General features: G+C 37.1%; 26 protein-coding genes. 12 read left to right on the top strand and 14 right to left on the bottom strand.

The genetic code is table 11. The features are described 5' to 3' along the window. Positions 1-209 precede the first annotated feature (209 nt). Positions 210-824: a protein kinase family protein gene (locus WBG45_RS11370; RefSeq protein WP_424414644.1), complete on the top strand. Its 615-nt coding sequence runs from the start codon at positions 210-212 to the stop codon at positions 822-824. Between the two features lie 64 nt (positions 825-888). On the opposite strand, the gene WBG45_RS11365 is transcribed toward WBG45_RS11370, so the two are convergent. Beyond that, complete coding sequence (locus WBG45_RS11365; protein WP_424414643.1) at positions 889-1380, bottom strand: Lrp/AsnC family transcriptional regulator; 492 nt, start codon at positions 1378-1380, stop codon at positions 889-891. 183 nt (positions 1381-1563) lie between these two features. On the opposite strand from WBG45_RS11365, the gene WBG45_RS11360 reads away from it, so the two are divergent. Then, a complete protein-coding gene (locus WBG45_RS11360) occupies positions 1564-2505 on the top strand; it encodes a DMT family transporter (RefSeq protein WP_424414642.1) in 942 nt (313 codons plus the stop codon). 217 nt (positions 2506-2722) lie between these two features. On the opposite strand, the gene pepF is transcribed toward WBG45_RS11360, so the two are convergent. Further along, on the bottom strand, positions 2723-4549 hold the full coding sequence (gene pepF, locus WBG45_RS11355; protein WP_424414641.1) for an oligoendopeptidase F: 1827 nt from the start codon (positions 4547-4549) through the stop codon (positions 2723-2725). Between the two features lie 720 nt (positions 4550-5269). On the opposite strand from pepF, the gene WBG45_RS11350 reads away from it, so the two are divergent. From WBG45_RS11350 to WBG45_RS11340, 3 genes are read left to right on the top strand one after another with little or no spacing between them, the layout of a single operon-like run. Beyond that, a complete protein-coding gene (locus WBG45_RS11350; RefSeq protein WP_424414639.1) occupies positions 5270-6094 on the top strand; it encodes an amino acid ABC transporter substrate-binding protein in 825 nt (274 codons plus the stop codon). Continuing rightward, a complete protein-coding gene (locus tag WBG45_RS11345) occupies positions 6081-6782 on the top strand; it encodes an amino acid ABC transporter permease (protein WP_424414637.1) in 702 nt (233 codons plus the stop codon). Before WBG45_RS11350 ends, WBG45_RS11345 begins: the two co-directional genes overlap by 14 nt. A 31-nt stretch (positions 6783-6813) precedes the next feature. Continuing rightward, entirely contained in the window at positions 6814-7548 is a 735-nt protein-coding gene (locus WBG45_RS11340) for an amino acid ABC transporter ATP-binding protein (protein WP_424414635.1), read from the top strand. A gap of 124 nt (positions 7549-7672) precedes the next feature. On the opposite strand, the gene WBG45_RS11335 is transcribed toward WBG45_RS11340, so the two are convergent. Beyond that, on the bottom strand, positions 7673-8635 hold the full coding sequence (locus WBG45_RS11335; RefSeq protein ID WP_424414634.1) for a calcium/sodium antiporter: 963 nt from the start codon (positions 8633-8635) through the stop codon (positions 7673-7675). A gap of 135 nt (positions 8636-8770) precedes the next feature. On the opposite strand from WBG45_RS11335, the gene fumC reads away from it, so the two are divergent. Further along, on the top strand, positions 8771-10153 hold the full coding sequence (gene fumC, locus WBG45_RS11330; protein WP_424414632.1) for a class II fumarate hydratase: 1383 nt from the start codon (positions 8771-8773) through the stop codon (positions 10151-10153). Positions 10154-10205: 52 nt separating this feature from the next. Here the strand turns inward: fumC and WBG45_RS11325 are convergent, their stop codons facing one another. From WBG45_RS11325 to WBG45_RS11310, 4 genes are all read right to left on the bottom strand, one after another. Continuing rightward, complete coding sequence (locus tag WBG45_RS11325) at positions 10206-10502, bottom strand: hypothetical protein (protein ID WP_424414631.1); 297 nt, start codon at positions 10500-10502, stop codon at positions 10206-10208. Between the two features lie 627 nt (positions 10503-11129). Then, positions 11130-11732, bottom strand: a complete 603-nt coding sequence (locus tag WBG45_RS11320; RefSeq protein ID WP_424414629.1) for a response regulator — start codon at positions 11730-11732, stop codon at positions 11130-11132. A 2-nt stretch (positions 11733-11734) separates the two neighbouring features. Further along, entirely contained in the window at positions 11735-12865 is a 1131-nt protein-coding gene (locus WBG45_RS11315; RefSeq protein WP_424414628.1) for a sensor histidine kinase, read from the bottom strand. 89 nt (positions 12866-12954) lie between these two features. Beyond that, positions 12955-14007 (bottom strand): fatty acid desaturase, encoded by a 1053-nt coding sequence (locus tag WBG45_RS11310; RefSeq protein ID WP_424414626.1) that lies wholly within the window; start codon positions 14005-14007, stop codon positions 12955-12957. A 314-nt stretch (positions 14008-14321) separates the two neighbouring features. On the opposite strand from WBG45_RS11310, the gene WBG45_RS11305 reads away from it, so the two are divergent. From WBG45_RS11305 to WBG45_RS11295, 3 genes are all read left to right on the top strand, one after another. Continuing rightward, on the top strand, positions 14322-15593 hold the full coding sequence (locus WBG45_RS11305) for an acetyl-CoA hydrolase/transferase family protein (RefSeq protein ID WP_424414624.1): 1272 nt from the start codon (positions 14322-14324) through the stop codon (positions 15591-15593). Positions 15594-15842: 249 nt separating this feature from the next. Next, positions 15843-16220: a hypothetical protein gene (locus WBG45_RS11300; RefSeq protein ID WP_424414623.1), complete on the top strand. Its 378-nt coding sequence runs from the start codon at positions 15843-15845 to the stop codon at positions 16218-16220. 63 nt (positions 16221-16283) lie between these two features. Next, positions 16284-16538, top strand: coding sequence for a hypothetical protein (locus WBG45_RS11295; RefSeq protein ID WP_424414621.1), 255 nt, complete (start codon positions 16284-16286; stop codon positions 16536-16538). 48 nt (positions 16539-16586) lie between these two features. On the opposite strand, the gene WBG45_RS11290 is transcribed toward WBG45_RS11295, so the two are convergent. From WBG45_RS11290 to WBG45_RS11270, 5 genes are all read right to left on the bottom strand, one after another. Next, entirely contained in the window at positions 16587-17429 is an 843-nt protein-coding gene (locus WBG45_RS11290; RefSeq protein WP_424414619.1) for an SDR family oxidoreductase, read from the bottom strand. Between the two features lie 258 nt (positions 17430-17687). After that, positions 17688-19067 carry a Glu/Leu/Phe/Val family dehydrogenase gene (locus WBG45_RS11285; RefSeq protein ID WP_424414617.1) on the bottom strand — a complete coding sequence of 460 codons (1380 nt, stop codon included), beginning with the start codon at positions 19065-19067 and terminating at the stop codon, positions 17688-17690. Positions 19068-19246: 179 nt separating this feature from the next. After that, positions 19247-19513, bottom strand: coding sequence for a hypothetical protein (locus tag WBG45_RS11280; RefSeq protein WP_424414616.1), 267 nt, complete (start codon positions 19511-19513; stop codon positions 19247-19249). 243 nt (positions 19514-19756) lie between these two features. After that, a complete protein-coding gene (locus tag WBG45_RS11275; protein WP_424414614.1) occupies positions 19757-20197 on the bottom strand; it encodes a hypothetical protein in 441 nt (146 codons plus the stop codon). Positions 20198-20200: 3 nt separating this feature from the next. Next, positions 20201-20548, bottom strand: a complete 348-nt coding sequence (locus WBG45_RS11270) for an ASCH domain-containing protein (protein ID WP_424414612.1) — start codon at positions 20546-20548, stop codon at positions 20201-20203. Positions 20549-20682: 134 nt separating this feature from the next. On the opposite strand from WBG45_RS11270, the gene WBG45_RS11265 reads away from it, so the two are divergent. Next, on the top strand, positions 20683-21612 hold the full coding sequence (locus tag WBG45_RS11265) for a catalase family peroxidase (protein WP_424414610.1): 930 nt from the start codon (positions 20683-20685) through the stop codon (positions 21610-21612). 151 nt (positions 21613-21763) lie between these two features. Here WBG45_RS11265 and WBG45_RS11260 read toward each other — a convergent pair whose 3' ends face one another. Next, positions 21764-22522 (bottom strand): DUF4825 domain-containing protein, encoded by a 759-nt coding sequence (locus WBG45_RS11260; protein ID WP_424414608.1) that lies wholly within the window; start codon positions 22520-22522, stop codon positions 21764-21766. After that, complete coding sequence (locus WBG45_RS11255) at positions 22515-23027, bottom strand: RNA polymerase sigma factor (RefSeq protein ID WP_424414607.1); 513 nt, start codon at positions 23025-23027, stop codon at positions 22515-22517. The genes WBG45_RS11260 and WBG45_RS11255 overlap by 8 nt, the downstream gene beginning before the upstream one ends. Before the next feature lie 203 nt (positions 23028-23230). Here WBG45_RS11255 and WBG45_RS11250 point away from each other — a divergent pair, with 203 nt between their 5' ends. Together WBG45_RS11250 and WBG45_RS11245 are read left to right on the top strand one after the other, a co-directional pair. Continuing rightward, the gene (locus tag WBG45_RS11250; protein WP_424414605.1) at positions 23231-23773 is read left to right on the top strand and encodes a flavodoxin family protein; all 543 of its coding nucleotides are present in this window, start codon (positions 23231-23233) and stop codon (positions 23771-23773) included. Positions 23774-24017: 244 nt separating this feature from the next. Beyond that, positions 24018-24842, top strand: coding sequence for a squalene/phytoene synthase family protein (locus WBG45_RS11245; RefSeq protein WP_424414604.1), 825 nt, complete (start codon positions 24018-24020; stop codon positions 24840-24842). Positions 24843-24944 lie beyond the last annotated feature (102 nt).

Genomic DNA, 24944 nt, shown 5'->3' with positions numbered 1-24944 from the left:
AAAGTTAATATTCATCTTCCATTAAGGGGAGTAGCTATACAGTAAAGTCGTCAATACAGGATGTCAGTCCTCGGCTTTATTGGCAACTAAAGTTGTTTGCGAGACCTTACCAATAATTTGGTGAGGTCTTTTATTTATTTGAGACGTTGTGACCAAATCTTGGTTATAACGTCTCTTTTTCTCGATTATAATGTATGGGAGGTTAATGCTTGAAGACATACCAAGAGCTTGCAAATACAGTGGTGATTTCCCCTAAAAAGAATCGACTGCTTCACTATGATGACTCATTAAAACTTGTTGGAACGGGAAGAAGTGCCTTTGTCTTTCTGATTAATAATTCAAGTAAGGCAATTAAAGTTTTTTTCCCTAATTATACGTACATCGCAAAAGAAGAAGCTGACATATATATAGCGTTACACGATATTTCCTATTTCCCGACAGTTTATGATTCTGGATTAAATTATATTGTGATGGATTTCATTGAAGGACGGACTTTGTTTGAGTGCGTGAATCAAGGCATACCCATAACGGCAGAACATATTAAAGAAATTGATGCGGCACTGTTGCTAGCTTCTAACAAAGGATTAAATCCTTCTGATATCCACTTGAGAAATATTTTTATCACATCGACTAACGAGATTAAACTAATCGATGTGGCACGATTTAGACAAACGAAGGATTGTACCCAATGGAGTGACTTGAAATCGGCCTATGTTCTGTATTATAAAAAGCGATATTTTCCGAAAAAAATCCCGGCACCTGTCATGAACACTGTGGCGTTTTTCTATAAAAAACAGTTAATCTCCTTTTCGAAGATGGGGTAAGCAATCGGAGCGGCAGTTTTTTCAACAACTGCCGCTTTTTTATATGAAAGAATAAGCCGCTTCTCTAATTTTCAGAGACCGAGTTTAAAATTGGCAAGATTGTGGAGTGTTTGATTTCGCGTAGAGCTAAGCTCGTCTGTATACGAGAGATGCCCAATTTATTGAGTTTACGAATAAATTCTTCTAGTCCAAGGCGATTTTTGTTCGCGACTTTTAATAAATAATCGTATTCACCGGTGAGACAATGGCACTCTAAGACTTCTGGCATGGCTTCTAAATTGTTTTCTAAAGTTTCGAGTTGCTCGGCTTGGTGTATATCCGTGCTGATGAAGATGTAGCAGAGTAGGTCAAACCCAAGTTTTTGTTGATCAAGGATTGCGACTTGTTTTTGAATATAGCCTTCAATTTCTAAACGTTTAATACGTGCATGAGTGGCAGGTGGAGATAAATTCACGCGTCGCCCAAGTTCGGCGTTGCTAATGTTCGCTTGTCTTTGTAAAATATCAAGAATTTGTAGGTCGATTGCATCTAGTGCTTTATTGATAGGTAGTTCCATAAAAATGCTCCTTTGTTTTTTATTCTGAAATTTCACTATTAAAACGTCATATTCAGAATAAAATAAGTTATTTTAATTTAATACCTTTGATTATATCGAAATTTATAAGAATGACAAAATAATATATGGTATAAACCTCTATCATGCTAAAATTACTTAATAGTCATGAAGGGGTGGTAGGCCATGCCATACTTATATTATTTTTTATTATTGTTTACGAGTTTTTTGTGGGGAGGCAACTTTGTTGTTGGTAAAACATTAGTTGATCATGCTTCTCCTGTGACGTTAACGACATTGAGGTGGATCATTGCCGTCATTGTCCTTATTCCGATTGTCTGGTGGAAAGAAAAGAGTATTTTGCCTTCTCGAAAAGCGATTCTTCCTTTGATATTGATGGGGCTAACCGGTGTTGTCTTATTTAACCTTTTTCAATTTCTAGCGTTAGATTTTACGTCAGCAACGAACGTAGGATTGATTTCTACGTTAAATATGTTTTCTATTGCTATGTTTTCATTTCTATTTTTGAAAGAAAAAATAAATCCCTTGCAAGTAGGTTCCATGGTGATTTCCTTTGTGGGAGTAATGTTGGTCCTGTCAAAAGGACATCTCGAGGTACTATTTTCAATTGGGTTTAATAAAGGCGATTTATTAATGTCCGCGGCTGTATGTGTATGGGGGATTTATTCGGTCATCAGCAAGTGGGCTATGAAACATACAACACCACTAATGGCTACGTTATATTCAGGGATATTTGGTGTAATTGTCTTAATTCCTTTTAATGTACGCGATTTTACGATTACGAATTTGGATGCGTCATTTGTGCAATCTATATTATATACAGGAGTAGTTTCAACCGTAGTGTGCATGTTGTTATGGAATATCGGAGTACAAAAATTAGGTGCAACCACATCAGGTATGTTCTTGAATTTTAATCCCATTTTCACTGCAGTCATAGCTTTTATGTGGCTTGGGGAAAGAATGACTTGGATTCAAGGAGTAGGAAGCTTGATTGTTATTACAGGTTGTTTCTTATTTACAATCTTCAAAAGGAAGCCAGCTATGTTACCGACTTTACCTCAACTGTATGTGGAGGAAGGACTCCCATCAGCTATTGCTAGAAAGTGATAATTATATAAAAACGAACCTTAACCACGAATTAAATCGTGGGTGAGGTTCGTTTTTTGGGGGGCTCTGTTAATCGATTCTGTTGTTTATTGTTTCAGTTTCTGCACCTCTACGCTAGCTTCGAAACATGAAAGTGCCTTTGTGTAGACTATTGTGCAGTAGGTAAAGCGTCCGGAAAGGACACGAAACCCTCAATAGAATTCTCTAACTTAGCTTTTTATTTAGTAGGAACTGCTTCAATTTCTTCAGTTAATTTCACCAACTCATCAACTAATTCCCCGATGTAAGCGATAGTGTCGCGAAGTGGTTTTTCTGTTGTAATATCGACGCCTGCCATTTGAGCAAGTTCAACTGGTGATTTTGTGCCACCAGCTTGAAGAACTTCTAACCACTGTGCAACTGCAGGTTCACCTTCTTCTAATATACGTTTTGAAACTTGAGTTGAAATCGTTAAACCAGCACTGTATGTGTATGGGTATAAGCCCATGTAATAGTGAGGTTGACGCATCCAAGTTAATTCGGCACCTGGTGTAATGTCGACTGCATCTCCCCAAAATTCTTCTAGGACTCCACGTTTAATGTCATTCAATATCCCAGCATTAACATTGTGTCCTGCATTGACACGTTCATATACTTTGCGTTGGAAAGCAGCTTCAAGTAAATGTGTCACAAAGTTATGGTAGTAAGTACGTGCAACGATCGATGAAATAACCCAACGCTTGAATTTAGGATCGTCTGAATTCTCTAGTAAGTGGTTCGCCATTAACATTTCATTCATTGTTGATGGTGCTTCGATGAAGTAAAGAGATGGGCGAGAATTGAAGACATTCTGTTTTTTATGGGCATTATAGAAATGTCCTGCATGTCCAAGTTCGTGTGCTAAAACAAACACTTCGTTCATGCGGCTTGACCAAGAAATTAAGATGTAAGGATGTGCACCATAAGGGCTAGAACAGAACGCTCCAGTAGATTTTCCTTTATTTTGTGCAAAGTCTATCCAACGCTCATCAAATGAACGATTGACCATATCTAAATAGTCTTCACCCATAATTGCAAGGGCATCGTTCATGTATTTTTTGGATTCTTCAATTGTGATTTTTGGTTCGTATGAAGGATCTAATGGAATCTTCAAATCTGCAAATGTCATTTCCTCTAAGCCGTGAACGTCTTGAAGAAGTTTTGCATACTTACGCATATGTGGTGCAAGTTCGCTCATAATTAAGTCGATTTGACGATTAAATAGAGATTGATCAACTTCTTGACCAAATAATAAATAATCAAACATATTGTCATAACCACGTAGGTCAGAAGTGGTTTTTTCAATTTGTACATTCATATCGTACGTCTTAGCAGTAGTGTGCTGATAGTTCTTAATTTGACTTGAGAATGATTTAAATGCAGCACGTCTTATATCTGTATCCGTTTCTGCTTCCCAGTCTCCTTCAAATAATACGTAGCTTAACGGATATTTTTTGCCGTTAACTTCAAAATCTTCAAATGATAAATCAACCATCTTAGTTGTGTTATACAATTCGTAAGGACCATCGAATGAAGAAGAATACGCTGCTAAAGTTTTTTCTACTTCAGGATGAAGTTGGTGTGGTTTTTTGCGAATTAATTTTTTTAAGTAGTGAGCAAATTCAGTCGAATTTTTCATTGCTTCTTCTAAAACTTCAACTGGTAACTCTAGCAATTCACTATCTACAAACGATAGTTTACTACTTAAATTTGCAGAGACTGATCCGAATTTTGCAGAACGCATCTGTGCTTCGCTATCTGTTTGATCGGTACTGTACGCAAGACTTGCATAAGTACCGATGGGAACGAACCGCTCATAAATTTGTGCATAGCCTGTTAAAGCTTCTTCAGCAGACTGTGAGTCCTTGATGCTGCCTTTGAATCGTGTAGAAAAAGCATCTACTTCTTTTTCAAGTTCTACAAGTGCAGATTGGTAAGATTCTTCTGATGTAAATAAGTCTTGTAAGTTCCACGTTTCTTCTATAGTAACTTCTGAACGTGTCGGTAAACTTTTAACCAATGTCATCTCTCCCTTTTATTACGGATATCGAACTAATAATAAGTATAATTGTATTTGTTTAAACATTCACTCTTTTTGTGGAAATTAAGTTTATTTTTTTCAATTGATAAGTTAATTAATGTTGGATAGGAACAGAAGTCAGTAAAATTGCGCCTTGCATGCCGCAAAAGCGTGAAGAAAATGTGCTTGGGATTAGGTTTGTTGTTCAGATATGTGGTTATTCCCATTCATTTTGATTTAATCCCATACGCCCATTTTATTCTATTAATTCATACCTGCTAGCTCGTATGAGGATTCTCAGTCTGACTTTTTGCCGTTGACGTCTGAAAAAAGAGAGCTGACGTCTGAAAAAATGATGTTGACGTCTGAAAAAAATGGAGTTACGTCTGAAAAAATGCAACGGAGGAAAAAGTAAGTTGATTTAAAAAATTGCGAGTCGAAGTAGGAATCCATTATAGGATACCTTTAAACAAGAGGATAGGTTAAATATAGCTGCGAAAATGTACAATAAACAACCTTACTTTTTATAAAGCATTTTATCTAAATAAGGAATAGATTTACTGTTCGAACAGGCTTAATAAAATAATTTCAAAAAGTTCACGATAAAACTGATAATTCTTAATAATTCGGGTATTAATAGTTGGAGATATTTATTTTGACGGACTGTTTTCCATGCTATAAGATAAATAATACCAAGTAAGTTTATCTGAATTAGGAGGAATTGAAATGAAAAAAATTAGTGCTTTATTTTTAATGTTACTAACGGCTATTTTTGTGTTGTCAGCTTGTGGAACGACAAAAGATGATAATGCAAAAAACGATGATAATAACACTGGATCTACAGATGGTGATTTATTAGCGAAAGTTCAAGAAGATGGAGAGTTATTAGTTGGTACTGAAGGAACGTACCCACCATTCACTTACCATGATGAATCTGGTAAATTAACTGGTTTTGACGTTGAAATTGCTGAAGAAATTGCTTCGCGATTAGGTGTGAAAGCTAAATTCATGGAAACACAATGGGATGCAATGTTTGCAGGTCTTGACTCTAAACGTTTTGATATGATTGCTAACCAAGTTGGGATAAACGAAGAACGCATGGAGAAATATGATTTCTCTGAGCCTTATATTTCATCTGTAGCTGTTTTAGTAACTCAAAAAGGCAATACCGATGTAAAAACCTTTGAAGATATTGATGGGTTAAAATCAGCACAATCTTTAACAAGTAACTATGCAGAAATTGCTAAATCAAATGGTGCAGAATTAGTAGGCGTTGATGGATTTAATCAAGCTATTGAATTGTTAAACTCAAAACGTGTTGATGTAACGATTAATGATAATTTATCGGTTTTAGATTTCTTAAAACAAAAACCAGATGCAAATATCCAAATTGTAGACGAAGCTGGCGATGCAGCACAAAGTGGATTGATGTTTAATAAGGGTAACGAAACGTTAGTAGAAGCAGTAAATGAAGCGTTAAACGAAATGATTGAAGACGGTACGTATGATAAAATTTCAGATAAATGGTTCGGCGAAAATGTTTTGGAATAATTTTTCCATTGACCCTGAAAAAATGGAGCGCTCTTTAGATATTGCACAATCTTCCCTTCAGCCTTTGCTGGAGGGTGCTCTTGTATATACGCTTCCTTTATCACTAATTACTTTCGTTTTGGGGCTTATTTTAGCTGTGTTAACTGCTTTAGCTAGAATATCGACCGTTAAACCGTTCCAATGGATAGCACGTTTTTATGTGTCGGCAATTCGTGGTACTCCTCTATTAGTTCAGCTATTTATCCTGTTTTATGGGTTACCGTCAGTTGGAATTGTCATTGATCCATTTCCGGCGGCCGTGATTGGTTTTTCGTTGAACGTGGGGGCTTATGCTTCTGAAGTCATTCGTGCAGCTATTTTGTCTATACCAAAAGGTCAATGGGAAGCTGCACATATGATTGGGATGTCTTATTCGCAAACGTTGCGACGCGTGATTTTGCCACAAGCAACACGCGTGTCTATTCCACCACTATCGAATACTTTCATTAGTTTAGTAAAAGATACTTCATTGGCATCTTTAATTCTTGTAACAGAAATGTTTAGACGTGCACAAGAAATTGCAGCAACCAACTATGAATTTTTACTTCTATATACAGAAGTAGCCATTATCTATTGGATTATCTGTTTCTTCCTTTCGCTCATCCAAGGTCGACTGGAACATCGCTTCGATCGCTATGTATCAAGATAATTTAAATGGATGAAGAAGAAAGGAGCATAAGATGATTTCAATAAATGGATTACACAAAAAGTTTGGGGATCTTGAAGTATTAAAAGGTATCGACTTACATGTTAACAAAGGCCAAGTAATTGTTGTCATTGGACCTTCTGGATCAGGGAAAACAACGTTACTAAGATGCTTGAATATACTAGAAGTTCCGACTGCTGGTAGCATCACAATTGATGAACAAACTGCAGATTTCTCTAAAACTGTGAATAAAAGAACAGTAGATTTACTGAGAAGAGAGTCGGCAATGGTTTTCCAACATTATAATCTCTTCCCACATATGACAGCCCTTCAAAATGTGATGGAAGGTCCGGTCATCGTTAAAAAGATGTCGAAAACCGACGCACGAGCTAAAGCTGAACAGTTGTTGAATAAAGTAGGACTCGGAGACAAACTTGATTTCTACCCACATCAATTATCCGGTGGGCAACAACAACGCGTCGGAATCGCCAGAGCATTGGCATTAGAACCGAAAGTAATGCTGTTTGACGAACCGACGTCAGCATTAGACCCAGAGCTTGTGGGTGAAGTTCTACAAGTAATGAAAGACTTGGCAACCGAAGGAATCACAATGGTGGTCGTCACACACGAAATGCGATTCGCTAATGACGTCGCGAACGAAGTGATCTTTATGGACCAAGGTAAGATCATTGAGCGTAGCAAACCAAGCGACATGTTTACACATCCAAAAGAAGAACGCACAAGACAATTCTTAAACTTGATTCAATAGGAAGTTCAACTTAATGTAGGAAAAAGCGATTGTTCATTGAGAACAATCGCTTTTTGTGTATATGTAAGAAGGATAGCGGTTAGATTGTCATTAGCAAAAGTGCTGTCGATTACCTCTTACTCTTTTAGTTGCGAAGGATAATATAGACCATGTACACAATGTAGGAGAATGCTAAGAATATTCCTTCTCGTTTTCCAATGGTGAAATGAGTAAGAGCAAAAATTAATACAATAATGGTAAAGACAATCAGAACAATCATGTCTGTAAACAATGCGCTATTTACGCCGATTGGAGAAATAGTAGCAGAAGCACCTAGCACAAAAAGAATATTGAATATGTTACTACCGATTATATTCCCGAGCGCAATTTCACTCTCTTTTTTCAATGCTGCAATGATTGACGTGACAAGCTCAGGCAATGAAGTACCAACGGCGACAATCGTTAAGCCAACAAGGGCTTCACTCATTCCAAGTGAAAGGGCGATGTCGGTACTATTTTTAACGACCAAGTCGCCTCCAAATACAATGGCTGCAAGACCAGCTAAAGTAAAAGTCCCATTCTTTAACCAACTTTTATCTTTTTCAGCTATTTCAGGTTGTACATCTTCCACATCGTTTCTACTCTTCCGTGCAAGTTCGTAAACATAATAAAGAAAGACCGCGAAGATTAATAAAAGAATGATTCCATCACTTCGAGTCAAAAGATTTTCACTGAAATTTTGTAAAAAGCTATCTGCCATTACCACAAGTAAAGTGATACTCGCTAAGAAAGAGAATGGAATTTCTTTTCGAATCGTTTGGCTATTTACAACCAGAGGAGCGATAAAAGCAGTCATCCCTAATACGAATAGCGTATTAAATAAATTACTTCCCATTACGTTTCCGAGGGACACATCATCATTTCCACTTAACGCAGCAATAATACTGACCGTCGCCTCAGGAGAACTTGTTCCGAAAGATACAATGGTCAGACCTACAAGAATAGGAGGCACACGAAGGACCGAAGAAATATTTGAAGCGCCTTTCACAAAATAGTCGGCTCCTACGATAAGTAAGGCAAAGCCGACTACTAATAATAGATACGTCATTCTAAATCCCTCTTTTTTTATTTAATGGTATCAAAATGTAACCTTCTATGCGACCAATACGCCATTCATAAGTTGTTTGATTTGAAACAGTATTCAAATATTGCTTAAATTACAAAAGAAGGAGGAGTTTCTATTATGAACAATTTTCGAGTAGAGCACGATTCCATTGGTGAGATTCAAGTACCCTCTGATAAAATGTGGGGTGCACAAACACAACGTAGTAAAGAAAATTTTGCGATTGGAACGGAGTTAATGCCTATTCAACTAATTCATGCTTTTGCGGTATTAAAGAAAGCAGCGGCAAAAGTGAATTTTGATTTAGGCACATTATCAAAAGATAAAAAGCACGCTATTTCTCGGGCAGCCAATGAAATTATCGAAGGTAAGTGGGATGAGCATTTTCCCTTAGTCGTTTGGCAAACGGGGAGTGGTACACAGTCCAATATGAATGTGAATGAAGTAATTGCTTACCGAGGAAATCAATTGTTGAAGGATGAAGGTAGCGAAGAACTGCTCCATCCTAATGACGACGTGAATAAATCCCAAAGTTCCAATGATACATTTCCAACTGCCATGCATATCGCGGCAGTAGAAGTAGTTAACACTTTGTTGTTGCCGGAACTTGAGCGCTTACGTAATACGTTAAGCAATCAAGAGGAAGAATTTAAAGACATTATCAAAATTGGTAGAACGCATTTACAAGATGCTACCCCTTTAACATTAGGACAAGAAATAAGTGGTTGGAAGCATATGGTCGTGAAATGTGAGGAAATGATCCGTGAAAGTTTGCTTCATGTATCCGAACTTGCTATTGGAGGGACTGCTGTTGGTACAGGAATAAATGCACATTCAGAATTTGGGGACCGTGTTGCAGCTGAAATAAGCAAAGATACAAGTTATCAATTCATATCATCTTCAAATAAATTTCATGCGTTAACGAGTCATGATCAGTTGGTGTATGCACATGGTGCACTGAAAGCATTAGCTGCTGATTTAATGAAGATTGCTAATGACGTTCGCTGGTTAGCGAGTGGGCCTAGAAGTGGTATTGGAGAAATAACCATCCCAGCGAATGAACCAGGAAGTTCAATCATGCCAGGGAAAGTGAACCCGACCCAAAGTGAAGCCTTAACAATGGTAGCAGCTCAAGTTATGGGGAATGATGTGACGATAGGCTTCGCTGCAAGCCAAGGGAACTTTGAACTAAACGTCTTTAAGCCGGTCATCTTTTATAACTTCATGCAATCTGTCCAGCTTCTAAGTGACAGTGTACGAAGCTTCCATGACCTTTGCGTAATTGGCATTAAACCAAATGTAGAGCAACTTTCACATCATGTCAGCAATTCGCTCATGTTAGTAACTGCCTTAAATCCGCATATAGGATACGAAAATGCAGCGAAAATTGCCAAACAAGCTCATGAAAACGGCACAACATTAAAAGAATCCGCACTACAAAGTGGATTATTAACAGAAGAAGAATTCGACCGAATTGTTGATCCTGCGAAAATGATTAAATAAGTATAGATTGCACAAAAAAGACTGAGCCTTTTGGGCTTCAGTCTTTTTTTGTTTAGTCGTTTGGAAATTTATTCGCTTCTTCAGACACGACAAACGCCAAATCGTCATTACCGAATAACTGAAGAACCTCAATCAGTGTGCCTGAATCAATGTCCAAATCCATGGATTCGTTACTATCAATGATCGTTTTAATTGCTTCATTGGGACCTTGAGAAGGATAAGCCTTTTGATAAAGAACAAAAGGATCAATCTCATGATTTTCACACCACTGTACAAATAGTTGAATCATCACTTGTTCGTCTTCTTGATATTTTTGGATAATAAATTCGGTTATACTTTTTTGGTCCATCGATATGTACTCCTTTAGTTATGCATGCTGAAATAAATTTCCTAATTAATTGGATAAGGGTGACAGGTTCCAGTGCGCTTTGGACGCTTAACCTCCTGCATAATCTGAAGAACAACAAGTAGGACTTGGGTCTATCTAATAAGTTCCAAATATAAAAAAAGTGAGAAACATGAGTCTTTTAACTGTACATACATTCGAACATTTTAAAAAGGCGTAAGTTTCTGTTTTGCACAAGATAAACTTTTGAAAAATTGGAGTGTAAGGCGGCGGGAAAAGCATCTGCTCCTGCGGTTACTCGTCGCAAAGATATTGGACGAATGACAGTTCGTCCAATATCTTTCCAGCGGGAATAGCAGATGTTTTCTGCACCGAAAGCGAAGCGGCAGGTGCATGAGCTGAAGACCCCGCAGGCGAGCTTGCTCGTCGAGGAGGCTGAGGCCATGCCCGCGGAAAGCGTCCGTCTGTTTCTGTTTCTGCATCGCTTTGCTAGCTTCGAAACATGAAAAGGCGTTGCATCGCTTTGCTAGGTTCGAAACATGGAAGTGAGCTGAAACGGAAATCGCTCTTTACTTTAACACCTATTCTTAATGATCAGAACGCTAACTCAAACCATCGATAAAACAACGTTTATTTAAACCATCCTTTTTCCTTAAATCGTGAAATGGCTTCAATTCGATTCGTAACATCCAATTTATCTAAGATAACGGAAATATAGTTTCTCACGGTACCCGTCGTAATGTACATTTGACTCGCAATTTCTTTCGTGTTTTTCCCATTCGCGATAAGTTCGAGAACTTGGTGCTCACGTTCAGTTAAGGGATTATCTTCTCCGCTATAAGCAAGATCGATAAGTTCGGGAGCATATACTCGACGACCTTCCATAATACTGCGGATTGAATTTGCTAAATCTTCACTTGGACTATCTTTTAATAGATACCCCATGACGTTGGCTTTTCGCGCGCGTTCAAAATAGCCAGTGCGGGCAAATGTCGTAAGAATAATGACTTTGCAATCATGCTCTTTTAACTCTTCAGCCGCATCTAATCCAGTTTTGGAAGGCATTTCAATATCCATAATGCACACATCAGGATTCAACTCATGAACTAAATGAATAACTTCCTCACCATTATGAGCCTTTCCTACAACTTCCATGTCATCCTCCAGATCGAGTAATGACCCAAGTGCACCAAGTAACATCCGTTGATCTTCTGCTAAAACAATGCGAATCATAATTATTCCTCCTTAACCGATTGTAGGATGACGTGAGGGATGTGTATATTAAGGGTTGTGCCATCTACGCCTGAAATATCTAAATGTCCATTAACGAACTCTAAACGTTCTTTCATGCCGCGTAATCCATTGCCATCTAAAAATTGTCGATCCGCCTCGAAGCCAATGCCGTTATCTTGTACTTGCAGAAATAATTCAGTTTGAGTTTGTTTGATCAAAACATGACAAAAGCTTGCTTGACTATGTTTGACAACATTAGTGACTGCTTCTTTTAAACACATGCTTATGACGTTTTCGACGAGCAAGGGTGTATCTTTTAATACCGGATCTCCTTTTACTCGAAAATCAATCTCCGCGGCTTTTAAGATTTGTTGTACACGTAATAATTCATCTTCTAGTTTACCTGCACGCATATTGGACACGAGTTCACGTACTTCTTTTAATGCAATTCGTGCCGTGTGATTAATATCGAGAAGTTCTTGCTTAGCACGAATGGGATCTTTTTCAAGAACTTTGCTAGCTAAATCACTTTTTAAGCCAATCAATGAAAGTTTTTGGCCTAACGTATCGTGCAAATCACGGGCAATTCTCTGGCGTTCCTGCGTAACCAGTAGTTTAGAAATTCGTTTGTTGGCATTTTCTAATTGATCTTCTAACTTTTCTTGCTTATTGCGATTATAAGAATTAAAAGGCAATAAAATAACGCCAATTACACCGATTAGAATAAAAGGGAATTGCGAAACAAATAAATCTGATTGAGTAAAAAACCCAATACTGACTGACACCATTGTAGTGACAAGATGTACGACATACATCGTAATAAAACCAGCTTTATTGCGAATGTTGCCGATGAAAAACGCCAAGAATAAAGAAAAATAAAGATACCCAAACAATATAATTAACGTAATGCTGATAGCAATTTGAACGGCAATCCAAACATACATACGCCATCCTTTTGATATAAAAGATTGACGATAGGTCAAAAAGAACGCTACTACCAAAAGCAATCCGAGAAAGCTTTCAGAGGGCGAATAGGATTTAAATATATAAAATAACGGCAGAATACAAAAAATAATCCAAATGTATATACTGACATAAGGGTTTTTAGGGAATATTTGATACCAACTTTGCATAAATGCCTCCATAATTTTGTAAGGTTTGTTTAACAATAGTATAACAGACAGAAAAACCATTCCATGAGCGGAATGGTTTTTAGTGACTATTATTTTCCTTCCATGCTCGAACGTTTTGTTTGTAGTTGCATAGAATTCTTCGTATTTTGTAATAAATGTTTAATTTCTTTAAAGCTAACGAACGTTTTTTTCGATTCATCATATAAACGGAAGTGGAACGATTTTAAGCTTGTTTTCAAAGTAATCGTTGTTGCTTTGTGAAGAGGTGGTGTAGATTCATGTGCTTGCTCTAATCGATAATTAGGTACACGTGGGCTTAAATGATGCACATGGTGATAACCAATGTTCCCAGTTAACCATTGAAGCACTTTTGGCAATTTATAAAATGAACTGCCATCTACTGCAGCTTTTACATAATCCCATTGAGATTCATCTTCGAAATAAGAATCTTCAAATTGGTGTTGAACATAAAATAACCAAATTCCGAATGATCCTGCAACTATTAAGATCGTCCCTTGAATAATTGCGAATGCTTCAATTCCGACTAACCAAATCATAAACGCATACAAAGCAACAAGTGCTACGTTGATAAGGTATGTGTTGTTACGTTCTTTTGGACGAGCATCTTTACGGTTGAAACGGTTTGAAACTAAGTATAGGAACAATGGTCCCAATCCGAACATCACGATTGGATTACGATATAAACGGTAAGCCAATCGACGGCCAGGTGAAGCTGCAACATATTCGTCAACTGTCATAACCCAAACATCACCAACACCGCGTTTGTCTAAGTTACTGCTTGTCGCATGGTGAATCGAGTGATCACGTTTCCATTTTTCATAAGCGAACAATGTCAAAATACCAGTCAGTGTTCCTAAGATAGCATTGGCTTTTTTACTCTTAAAGAAAGAACCATGCGTGCAATCATGGAAAATGATGAACGTTCTAACGATAAAGCCTGATGCGACAACCGCTAATGCGAGTGTTAAGAAAATCGAAACGTCTAAACTTAAATACGCTAAGTACCACAAAATGAAGAATGGTGGAATTGTGTTAATAATTTGTTTTACACTTGCTGACATGTCAGATTTCTCAAATGGCGCCACTAGCTTACGTAGCTGCATAGTTTTTTCTTTACTCATAGCGTCCTCCTGGAATAGATATATTTGAATTTATTTACGTAAAAACTTGTTACATTAAGAATAGGGTTTAGGAGCAGATAATAAAAGGCATAAACGTCAAGTGAAGACTATGACAAGTGTCATATAGGTAGTGTTGATTAGAAAAATGAAGATCCTGATTATTTTTCTCGTTTTTTCACACATAATACGAAATAATTATGATTTTTTACACTTTTTCGAAAATTTTTTCTACTATTTTACGCCTGCTAAGATGAAAAAAAGCGGAGGGGGTATGCTACAGTAATACAAAGAGTCCGTAACAGGAGTGATAAACAATGACAAGAATATTAAATGAGAAAAATTTCATTGAGTTAATAGAAGAAGAAGCAGACATTATTATCCCGATTGCGAATGGTGAACCAATACGCTTACTAGATATTTTAGAAGAACATGCAAGTGAATTAATTCATGTGAAAATTCATCAAATGTTGGCTTTGCATCCTCGGAAATACATTTTAGGTGAGATGCCAGAACAACTTACACATGTGTCCTATTTTTTAAGTGGTGCAACACGCAAAACGTATCAAGACGCAAAAATGGACTTAGTGCCAAACAATTTTCACGAAGTTCCAAGCATGCTTTCGGAAGTTACGAAAATGTCGATGGTTTTGTCAGTGGCATCTCCAGTTGACGAGCATGGCTATTTTTCTTTAGGTACGCAAGCTGATTATGTAGCAGAATTTATTGGAAAGGTTCCCTTTGTTTTAGAGGTTAATCGCAACATGCCACGTACATTTGGCCATAATCAAATTCATATTAGTCAAATTGCAGGATATGTAGAACATGACGCCCCATTAGCTGAGGAAGTGGTTCCTGAAATCGGAGAAAAAGATATGCTCATTGCTGAAAAAGTAGCTGCAGATATTCAAGATGGGGATACACTTCAAATTGGAATTGGTTCGGTTCCAAATGCGGTTATGAGTTTATTGAAGAATCATCGAAATCTCGGAATACATACTGAAATGTTACCTGATGGAATCGTTGATTTGGTAGAGGCAGGTGCTATTGATGGCACGAAAAAATTTACAAACAAAGGGAAAATAGTTGCGACATTTGCATATGGAACGCAGCGTTTGTATGATTTTATCCATAACAACTCGTCTATAGAGTTTTTACCCGTCAGTAAAGTTAATGACCCTCGTGAAATTGCCAAAGAAGAAAATATTGTTTCCATCAATGCGACAACAGAAGTGGACTTATTCGGTCAATGTGCATCTGAAACGGTCGGAGGAAAGTATTATTCGTCTAGTGGTGGTCAAATTGATTTTGCACGTGGTGTTCGTTTTGCGAAAAATGGAAAAGGCTTTATTTGCATGCATTCCACAGCAAAAAACGATACCATTTCAAGAATTAAATTGGATTTGACGCCAGGTTCTGTAGTTACGACAGGCAAAAATGATGTAGACAACATCGTAACCGAATACGGCATCGCACGTTTGCATGGCAGATCAATCAGTGACCGGGCCAAGCAGTTAATCAGTATCGCGCATCCGAAATTTAGAGACGAGCTTACAGAAAGAGCTATTGAACGAGGAATTATCAAGTAGAAAATTTTAATTATATGTGCCAGGCAATTAGGAGTAAGTTGGAAGAAAAACGTCCAACAAAATTCCGAAAGCCTGGCCTTTTTTCATTCTATTATGGATGAATATGACTTAATTAATCATTATAAGGATATATGTAGCAGGGTTTCTGTCTTATTTGTCGAAATATATAAGGTATGTAATTATTAAGACTTAAAAGAATAAACTGTCCCCTTTACCATGGAAAATTGATTAGATGGGAGATTTATCTGCATGAAAAATCAACTCACTCTCATTGTAGCTGCGAAATGGCAACAATTTATGAATAGTCGAAATATAGAAGAAATGCTTAAATTGATGGATCAACAAATTGAATTCGTTGGTGGTAATGAATCCGGATATGGTCATCAAGAATTTACGGACTGGATTAATCGGACGGGACTCACATTAACGACTATAAATAGTAATGTGAAAGAAGAAAACTTATTGATTAAACACCTAGCCAAGTGTCAAGGGAATGATGGTTGTTTAAATGAAGAAGAAAACTTCTATACAGTAATTAAAATGAATAATGGGAAAATCGTTTATATAGGAAGATTTGATAATCTCCGAGATGCTGAAGAAATAAGTGGAATCTCTCTTACAAAATGAAACCTTTAAAGTAAAGCTACGTAGTAATAAGAAATAGACAGAATGTAAATTGAGGTGAAACGGATGACAGGAACAATTGCTGTAATTATGATTTTTTCTATACCGATTCTTGGAATAATTACTAATCATCTTAAAGACAGTCAAAAAATAAAAGCGAGCATGTTAAAAGATCAGTTGGAATTAGAGAAGTTAAAATATGATAATTTTATCGTTGAGACGGAAAAGATGCGTCTCGAACTAGAAACGATGAAAGTGGATTACACGAAAACGGAAGTTCCGATTTTTATTGATGTTCCGGGAGAAAAAACAATTATTTGAGATTGGAAAAAAGTCGCGAAATGTTTACACATTTTGCGGCTTTTTTAATTAGATTGATTTGTTGATTTGCTGTTCACTCCAAAGCCATAAACCTTTAGCAAGGTGTGGATTCTGTGCTAATTTGGACATGGTGTCTTCTTTCATTTGATAAAAATATTTTCCGCTTATTGAAGCTACTTCATTACTAGTAGCTAGGTGAATCGCTGTTTGAGCACCTTGTGTTGGCGTTAAAAAGAAAGGTTTTAACAAATTAACAAAGATCCGTCCAAATTCTGTTTTTCGATTAATTCCTAAATTAGTTGAGACAGCTCCTGGATGGACCGCATTTATCGTTACATTCGTGCCTTCTAATCGTGAAGTTAGTTCTTGCATAAAGAGCAAGTTTGCTAACTTAGAACGACCGTATCCTTTAGCTACGTTATAACCACGAGACATTTCCATGTCCTGTATATCGATTTTTCCCCACTTGTGCGCACCGGAAGAAACTACAATGATTCGACCTTGAGTGGCACGCTGTAATTCATTCAGCAATAATTGTGTTAAATAAAAATGTCCTAAATGATTTACACCTAGTTGGGCTTCGTGCCCCTCAGAAGTGAGCTCACGTTTTACAGTAACGACCCCCGCGTTATTTATAAGAACGTCTAAATGTTCGGATTTGGTTTGGAAAGCACTAGCGAAATTACGGATACTTTCAAAAGAACCCAAATCTCCTTGGATAAGTTCTATTGAGCTAGATTGACTTTGTGAAATCGCATCCTTTAATGCTCGAAGACCTTTTTCTTCATTACGACACATCATGACGACATGAAATCCTTGCTTGGCGAGTTCAATCGTTGTTGCTAATCCCATTCCAGAGTTCGCCCCTGTTACAATGGCAACTTTCTTCATTATTTACTCACCTCTTTTAGAATGAAAAAGCAGTTTCTCAGAAAGAAACTGCTTGAATGGACAAAATAATATTAGATCTGTTTTCCGCGGAGAGTCGCATATTCCTAGCTACCTAAACGAACCAACAAAATCGTTCATTTGCGACGAGTAACCGCAGGGGCAGCTCCCTAAGTAATGAGACCAACAAGTATGTGGTTTTCATATTTGCTGGCTCATCCGGGCTGCGCTAATGTACGACAGCAGTTGTTTACCGTGCCATTAATACAGCTTACCTTGTTTGTATAAAACGGTTGAAAGACGAGTAACCGAGTGAATATAACAATTTTGACGAAGTGGGAAAGGATCGCCAAAATATTGTGGAAGAATTAAATCCATTGTTGTCTGCATTTTCACGATTAATTGTTTGTGCACTTCTTCTTCAGTATAGAATTGAGTTTCACGCCCTTGTAACCATTCCAAATAGGAAACAATTACACCACCAGCATTCGCCAAGATGTCAGGAATGATGATTACACCTTTTTGGCTAAGGTATTCATCGGCTTCTGTTGTCGTCGGAGCATTTGCCCCTTCAACAATAATGCGTGCTTTTACTTGTTCTTTATTTAAATCATTTAATTGATTTTCAAGTGCAGCAAGGAATAATACATCTACAGCCATAGTTAATATGTCTTCGCGAGGTTGAATAACAGCGCTTACTGTTATTTCTTTTAATTGTTCTTCAGTAGTTGGCAAATCACCGCGATTTTTTGATGTAAATTCAACAAGTGCAGGAATATCTAGTCCATCTGGGTTAAATAAAGTTACGTTGCGATCGCTAACTGCAACTACTTTGTTTTGTATGTTCTTACAACGATATGCTTCTAATGCCGTAACCGATCCAACATTACCGAACCCTTGGACAGCAACTGTAAGTGGTTTGTTTACAAATTCAAGTGCTGTTTTTGCAAAAGGATTTGTTGATGCTGCCAGTGTCTTCTCATTTGCTGTTACATAGTCATGTAATAAATAACGGAATGAAAAGTATACGCCTTTACCAGTTGCTTCACGACGACCTAAAGATCCACCATTTACTACGCTTTTTCCTGTGAAACTTCCTAAATATGGACTACCTGGGTTGATTTTTTTATATTCAGCCATCATCCAATCCATTTCGCGTTCTCCAGAACCAACATCTGGAGCAGGAATATCTTTATCTGGACCTATAACATTATTGAAATAACGAACATACTTAATACAAATGCGTTGCAACTCTTGTTCTGTAAATGCTTTAGGGTCAATGATGATTCCGCCCTTGCCTCCACCAAAAGGAACATTATGAAGCGCATTTTTTAAAGTCATTAAAAACGCTAAATTCACAACTTCTTCTTCATTAACCGATTCATGAAAACGAATCCCGCCTTTATAAGGACCTAAAGCGTTATTGTGGTGAACGCGATAAGAGGGAATACGTATGACTTCGCCATCTTTTAACGGAACCCGTAAAAATGATTTATGTATTTGATTCGGTGTAGAGAGAATGGCATTGAGTGAGGTAAATGCTGTTTTTCGCATATCACCTTGTAATTCAGGTAAAAACGTTTCATTACTTAATAATGCATTTAATGACTGTTGTACAATCGATCTTGTTTGTTCTTCCATGCAAAACACCTCCGGTTATAATCTGTCTACTTTATTAATACCCTTAGCTTTGTGAAGTAAACGGATAAAACCCATCAGCAGAAGCCGTTGGGTTATTATCCAAATTATCGAGTTAGAGCATTTTTATAAATGAATATAAGACAATCTTTGGGGCAATTTATGAGTGACAATTAGTTCAATTAGTGCAATGTGTTTAAATCTTCCTTCTTTTGATTTAACTCTTTCTGAAGTGAAAGAATAGGATCTGTTTGTCCTTGATTCTTAATAGCATTTTCGACAGCTCTATCTGCATGTTCAATCATTTTGTGAGCTTGTTGTATAAACTGTTCTGATGGATTTGTAAAAGCTTGTCCTACAGCATTTGTAACATTGTCCACAGAATTGTGTAGCTGAGCAAGGACATTATCTTCTTTCCAACTCATTTTTGTGTGATCTTCCATTTCCATAGCGAAGTTCCTCCTTAGGTTTGTCCGAGAAATCTATACATCCTTACTATGGCAAGTTAGCCCCATTTTATGCATAGGTAGGATGGATTGTAAAAAAACCTGGATATATAGATGGTAAAAACACGGGGTTAGTTGTAATGGTAAAATTAAACAGTATGTTTTAACATAACCATTACTTTAATACATAATAATTGGGTGAAAAAAAGACGTAAGAATGATTGCTCATCTTACGCCTTTTTGTAGTTACCACAACGTCGGTTTTATGACCATTAAAGCGAGCATTAATGCTAATAAGGTTATATAAATCCATGTAGCGTTATGTAGTTTAGTGATTAAAAATAATCGATCAACTTCGGGGTCAACAAATTTCTTGAGAGTACTTGAAAATCCGCGAGCAAGGAAGAATATAGAAACCACCATTAGACCGATAGTCAACATGATCCAAGATGTACTCCAAGGCCAAGGTCCGAGGTAGACCAGTAAAATACCAGAGCCGACGAGTACGTGACCCGCATGCTTAATAAGTCGGACCACAGAGCGGAAAATTGCTATGTAAGCTGGTTCGAGTGTTGTATCAGCTCGGCGCATTTTTTTCAAAATCGCAAACAATACAAAAAGTGGACCAACCGAAATAGCTGCACTTAACACATGGATGAAAACAATAAAAACATACCAATCAATCATTGTTTATTTTTTTACTGGGCTGAATTCATGAACCCATACAGTCATTGTTGGTAACCAAGGCATACCCGGATGGTAAGACAAAATAGATTGTTTATAGTCTTCTACCGACGTGAAACCTTCTTGTTTTGCATGTTCATCAGTCAAATCTCCAAGTGCTTGATTGTAAACAGCATCAACAATAAACGACTGGCCTTTAAGTTCCATAATCTCACCAATATCAGCGTATCGACCGTTACGACGAGTAGCCGTTTTTTCTCCTTGTAATACTTTTTCAACATCTGATTCCATTGTAACTAAACGTTCTACAGAACATGTTTTTGGGGGTAAATTTACTTCGTTTTGATTCGTCATTTTAAATTCCGCCTTTTTGTATAAGTTAGTTTAATTTGTAGATGGGTATCTTGTTAGTAAACACTCATTCTAAGTGTACACGTTAAAGAGAATTTGAACCATGATTTGATGAATTAATAAAGGGGGATGAACAAATGAAAGAAGATACATCCGAAACGGTATTGGCAAAAAGAACTGTAAACCGTATTGAAGAAATCGCAGGAACATTTCCTGGTTATCGTCGAGCGCATGCAAAAGGGGAATTATATGAAGCTGTGTTTACGCCAACGGGTCAAGCCGCCTTTTTAACGACTGCGCCCCACTTGAGAGATGCTGAGGTTCAGGCAATTGTTCGTTTTTCAAGTAGTTCTCCGAATCCAACAACAGCTGATGCCCTTGCGGCGGTCAAAGGAATGTCAGTACAATTTCAATTATCAAATGGAGCTGTTACAAATTTAGTAGGTATCACATTGCCGATATTTGTGACGAAAACTCCAAAGACTTTCTTTGATATTTTAAATACAGTGAGATCTTTCAAGGATGGAAAGCCTCATTTTAAAGAGATGGTTAAACTTTTTGCAACCTATCCAGAAAGTCGAGCAGCTTTTCAAATGATACGCAAATTAAAACATACGAAAAGTTATGCAACAGGTCGCTATTTTGCAGTGCATGCATTTTATTTAGTAAATGAAGAGGGTTCGAGAACTCCAGTAAAGTTTGAATGGGAACCGGTAGCAGGTGTAGAAACATTGTCGATCAAAGAAGCAGCTACTATGCCAACAGATTATTTAGAAGCAGAATTGAGCGACCGTTTACAGCAAGAGGAAGTAAGATTTCGATTACATATCGTCATCGGGAATCAGCAAGATCCTACTGACGATCCGACTAAAGAATGGCCAAAAAATCGACAACGCATTGAAGCGGGAGTATTACAAGTAAAAAGAAAAGCCATTGCAGAGCATGATCACTTTATTTTTGATCCGACTGTTTTATCCCCAGGTATCGAATGTTCGGATGACGAAATCTTACCATTTCGAAAAGATGCGTATGCGGTTTCCTACGAAAGACGAAAAAAAGGACAATAACAGCGAGATATACACAAAAATAAGTGAACTGTCCACAAAATGTGTATAGATTCAGAAAACGAGATGCTTATCCACATGTGGATAACATCTCGTTTTCAATATCGTCATTATTTAGAGAAAGATCAAGGATTTTCAGTGAAATGTAATTGAATCATTGTTGAGTTGAATAAAATTCGGTAACCGCTGTGTCACTCTTTATTACTGTAAGTACTTCTTGATTCCAAGATTCGAAATTGTCAACGTAGTGAGCCATATCACGACCGTATAATGTTTCGATTTCTGCTCGAGTGAATTGGAAATGATTCACTTTGTTATCATCGAGTCCTAGATGAAAATCCACGGAGTCCAGGTTATCAATAACCATAAATAATACGGTGGCATTGTATAAGAGAATGCTTCTTTTATCAGTCCAATATTCATCGTATTCACTAGTGTTCAATTTTTCTTCATCGTTCCGACCATAATTAACTATTAAGCCATAGGGTTGTTTTTTCGTTTGCAATTCAATCGTTCTTCTATATGCTGCACCAGGAAGGCCATCTAAAATTGCAATCACTGAACTATTATCGCCAATATAGGATCCTTTATATTTTATATGATTCTCTAACTTGTAGGGGATTCCATTGATTGAAAAAACATCTCCATCAGATGATGATTGCTTGGCGGGAGAGAAGTTATTGTTTTCTTGAATTGAGTTGAATATAAAAAATGCTAGTAATGCAAAGACTGCTATTCCTGCTAAATTGGTAAAGAGATATTTGTTTAATTCTCGTCTCTTTTTCGATGGGGATACAGTACTTAGTTCTTCGAGTAAAATGGAATGTATCGCTTGTTTTGACTGATTTGACATGGTTGGTTTAGGTAATGAAGTCAGTTTTTCATCAATTAGACGATTTTCGTTATTAGTCATCATTCATCCCTCCTAATTGTTCAAGCAACGCTTTTTTTGCACGATTATATGTGGATCTAACTTTATTTTCAGTCCAATTTAAGGTTTGGGCAGTTTCGAAGGTGGTCAATCCACTAATTCCTCTTAAAATCAAGATTTCTCTATGATGCTGTTTGAGTAGATGGATTGCTTGAATAAGTTCAGTATTTTCTTCACTCAACCCCACCAGATATTCAGGTGTTCGTTCGGTTGTAGGTTCAGGAAATGCGTTGAACGAAAGGATATCTTTCCATTTATTCCGTTGTTTTTTTCGTATTTCATCAATGGTAAGGTGTCTAGCAATGCTATATAGCCAGGTTTTCGGACTGGCTGTTCCATTGAAGGAGTCGTAGGATTTAATTGCACGTATATAAACTTCTTGGACTAAGTCTTCAACGTCTGAAGAACCCAGCCTATAAATAAAGAACTGGTAAATGGCATCACTATACAAGTCGAACCATTGTGAGATTTGATGATTTTTTCCCATTACATCCTCCTGAATTCTGTCGTTATGTATTAGTCGAATTGTTTTCATAATTATCGCTTCGTAAATGAAAAAAATTAGGAAAACGAAGTGGAATGTGCATAATGATAAAAATATATTAGGTTTTCAGTTAAATTTAGCGGACAATATGCATACACTACTAGTTGGTTAGGATATTACTAAAAGATAAAGGAGAACAATACATTATGAGCATTGCTGTGATATATGGAAGTACGCGCATAAACGGAAATACTGAACAATTAGCGGAACATGTTATTCAAGGTCTTGAAGTCGAGAAAATCTTCTTGCGTGATTTCTTAATTAAACCAATCGATGATCGCCGCCACGCAGAAGGTGGATTCACGGATGTAGATGATGATTATAGTCAGCTAGTTGAACGTATGATGAAGCATGATACTTTTATATTTGCGACACCAATTTATTGGTACAGTATGTCAGGAACAATGAAAAACTTTATTGATCGCTGGTCACATACAATGCGGGATGAAAAATTTCCCGATTTTAAAAAACAACTAGGTTCGAAAAAAGCCTACGTCGTAGCAGTGGGTGGAGATAATCCATATTTAAAGGGTCTCCCGCTAATTCAGCAATTTAACTATATCTTTGAATTTATGAGCATATCGTTTGGTGGTTATGTGCTTGGCCAAGCGAGAAGGCCAGGAGACATAACTGAGGACAAAGCGGCAATTGCAGCTGCTGTTAACTTAAATAAAAAAATAAATCGGTGAATAATCAGAGAATAGAGTGTCAGACGCCAAAGTTTCTGTAGGGAAATAATATCCCTGTATAGAAGAAGGCATCTGGCATTTTTTAGATGAATATTAAATCTTTTTTATCAGTTTCTTGAATTTTCTTTCTTTAGAACGTACGGAAGCTCAATTATAATGTATGATAAAAGGATTAAGCGGAAATAATCGTGCTAACATAAGAATTACATAATTGAAATAGTATTTGGAACGGGAGGAATCAAGTATGAGTGAGGCTGCCTTATTACAACGAGAAGCAATGGATGTATTAAAACAAACAAGTCGGACTTTTTTTATTCCTATAAATTTTTTAGAGCCGACCTTACGAAAAACGGTGGCATCTGCGTATCTATGTATGCGTGCAATTGATGAAATAGAAGATCATCCAGATATGAAAGCAGAGACAAAACGTCAATTATTAACGTCAATTAGTGAAAGTATGAAGACATCATTCGACGCTGAAAAGTATCGAGTGCTTATTCAACCTTACCAAAATTTGCTTCCCATCGTTACCCAACGTTTAGCAGACTGGATTTTATTATGTCCACCAGATGTTGTAGATAAGGTAAAAGCATCAACTGCTGATATGGCAGAAGGTATGGCGAAGTGGGTCGATAAAGACTGGCGCATTAAAACTAAAGAAGATTTAGATGATTATACGTATTATGTAGCCGGTCTGGTTGGATGCATGTTGTCTGATTTGTGGAAGTGGCACGATCATAATATTGAAACTGACCGTGAAAAAGCTATTGCTTTTGGACGAGGCTTACAAGCAGTAAATATTTTACGTAACCAAGAAGAAGATAGTGAACGAGGAGTTCGTTTCTTACCTGATGGTTGGGAGAGAGAAGATTTATTTTTATATGCAAAGCAAAACCTAGCAATGGGTAGCGATTATGTGAAAGATATAAACAATCGTGGAATTACGTTGTTTTGTAAAGTACCGCTGGCTCTTGCAAATAGTACATTAAAGGCGATGAAAATTGGTAGAGAAAAAATTTCCCGTATGGAAGTCGAATCAATCGTTGCCGACCTAGAAAACCAAAATTGATTTATTAATATTCAATATTAATAGAAAGTGCCAGGCAACAAGGGTTTGGGGGGACATTAAATGTCCCGATTGCCCTTTGGATGCCTGGCACTTTTAGTTGCG

Source organism: Paenisporosarcina sp., assembly GCF_049671445.1.
GTDB lineage: Bacteria > Bacillota > Bacilli > Bacillales_A > Planococcaceae > Paenisporosarcina.
This window is presented reverse-complemented; position numbering and strand designations above follow the sequence as displayed.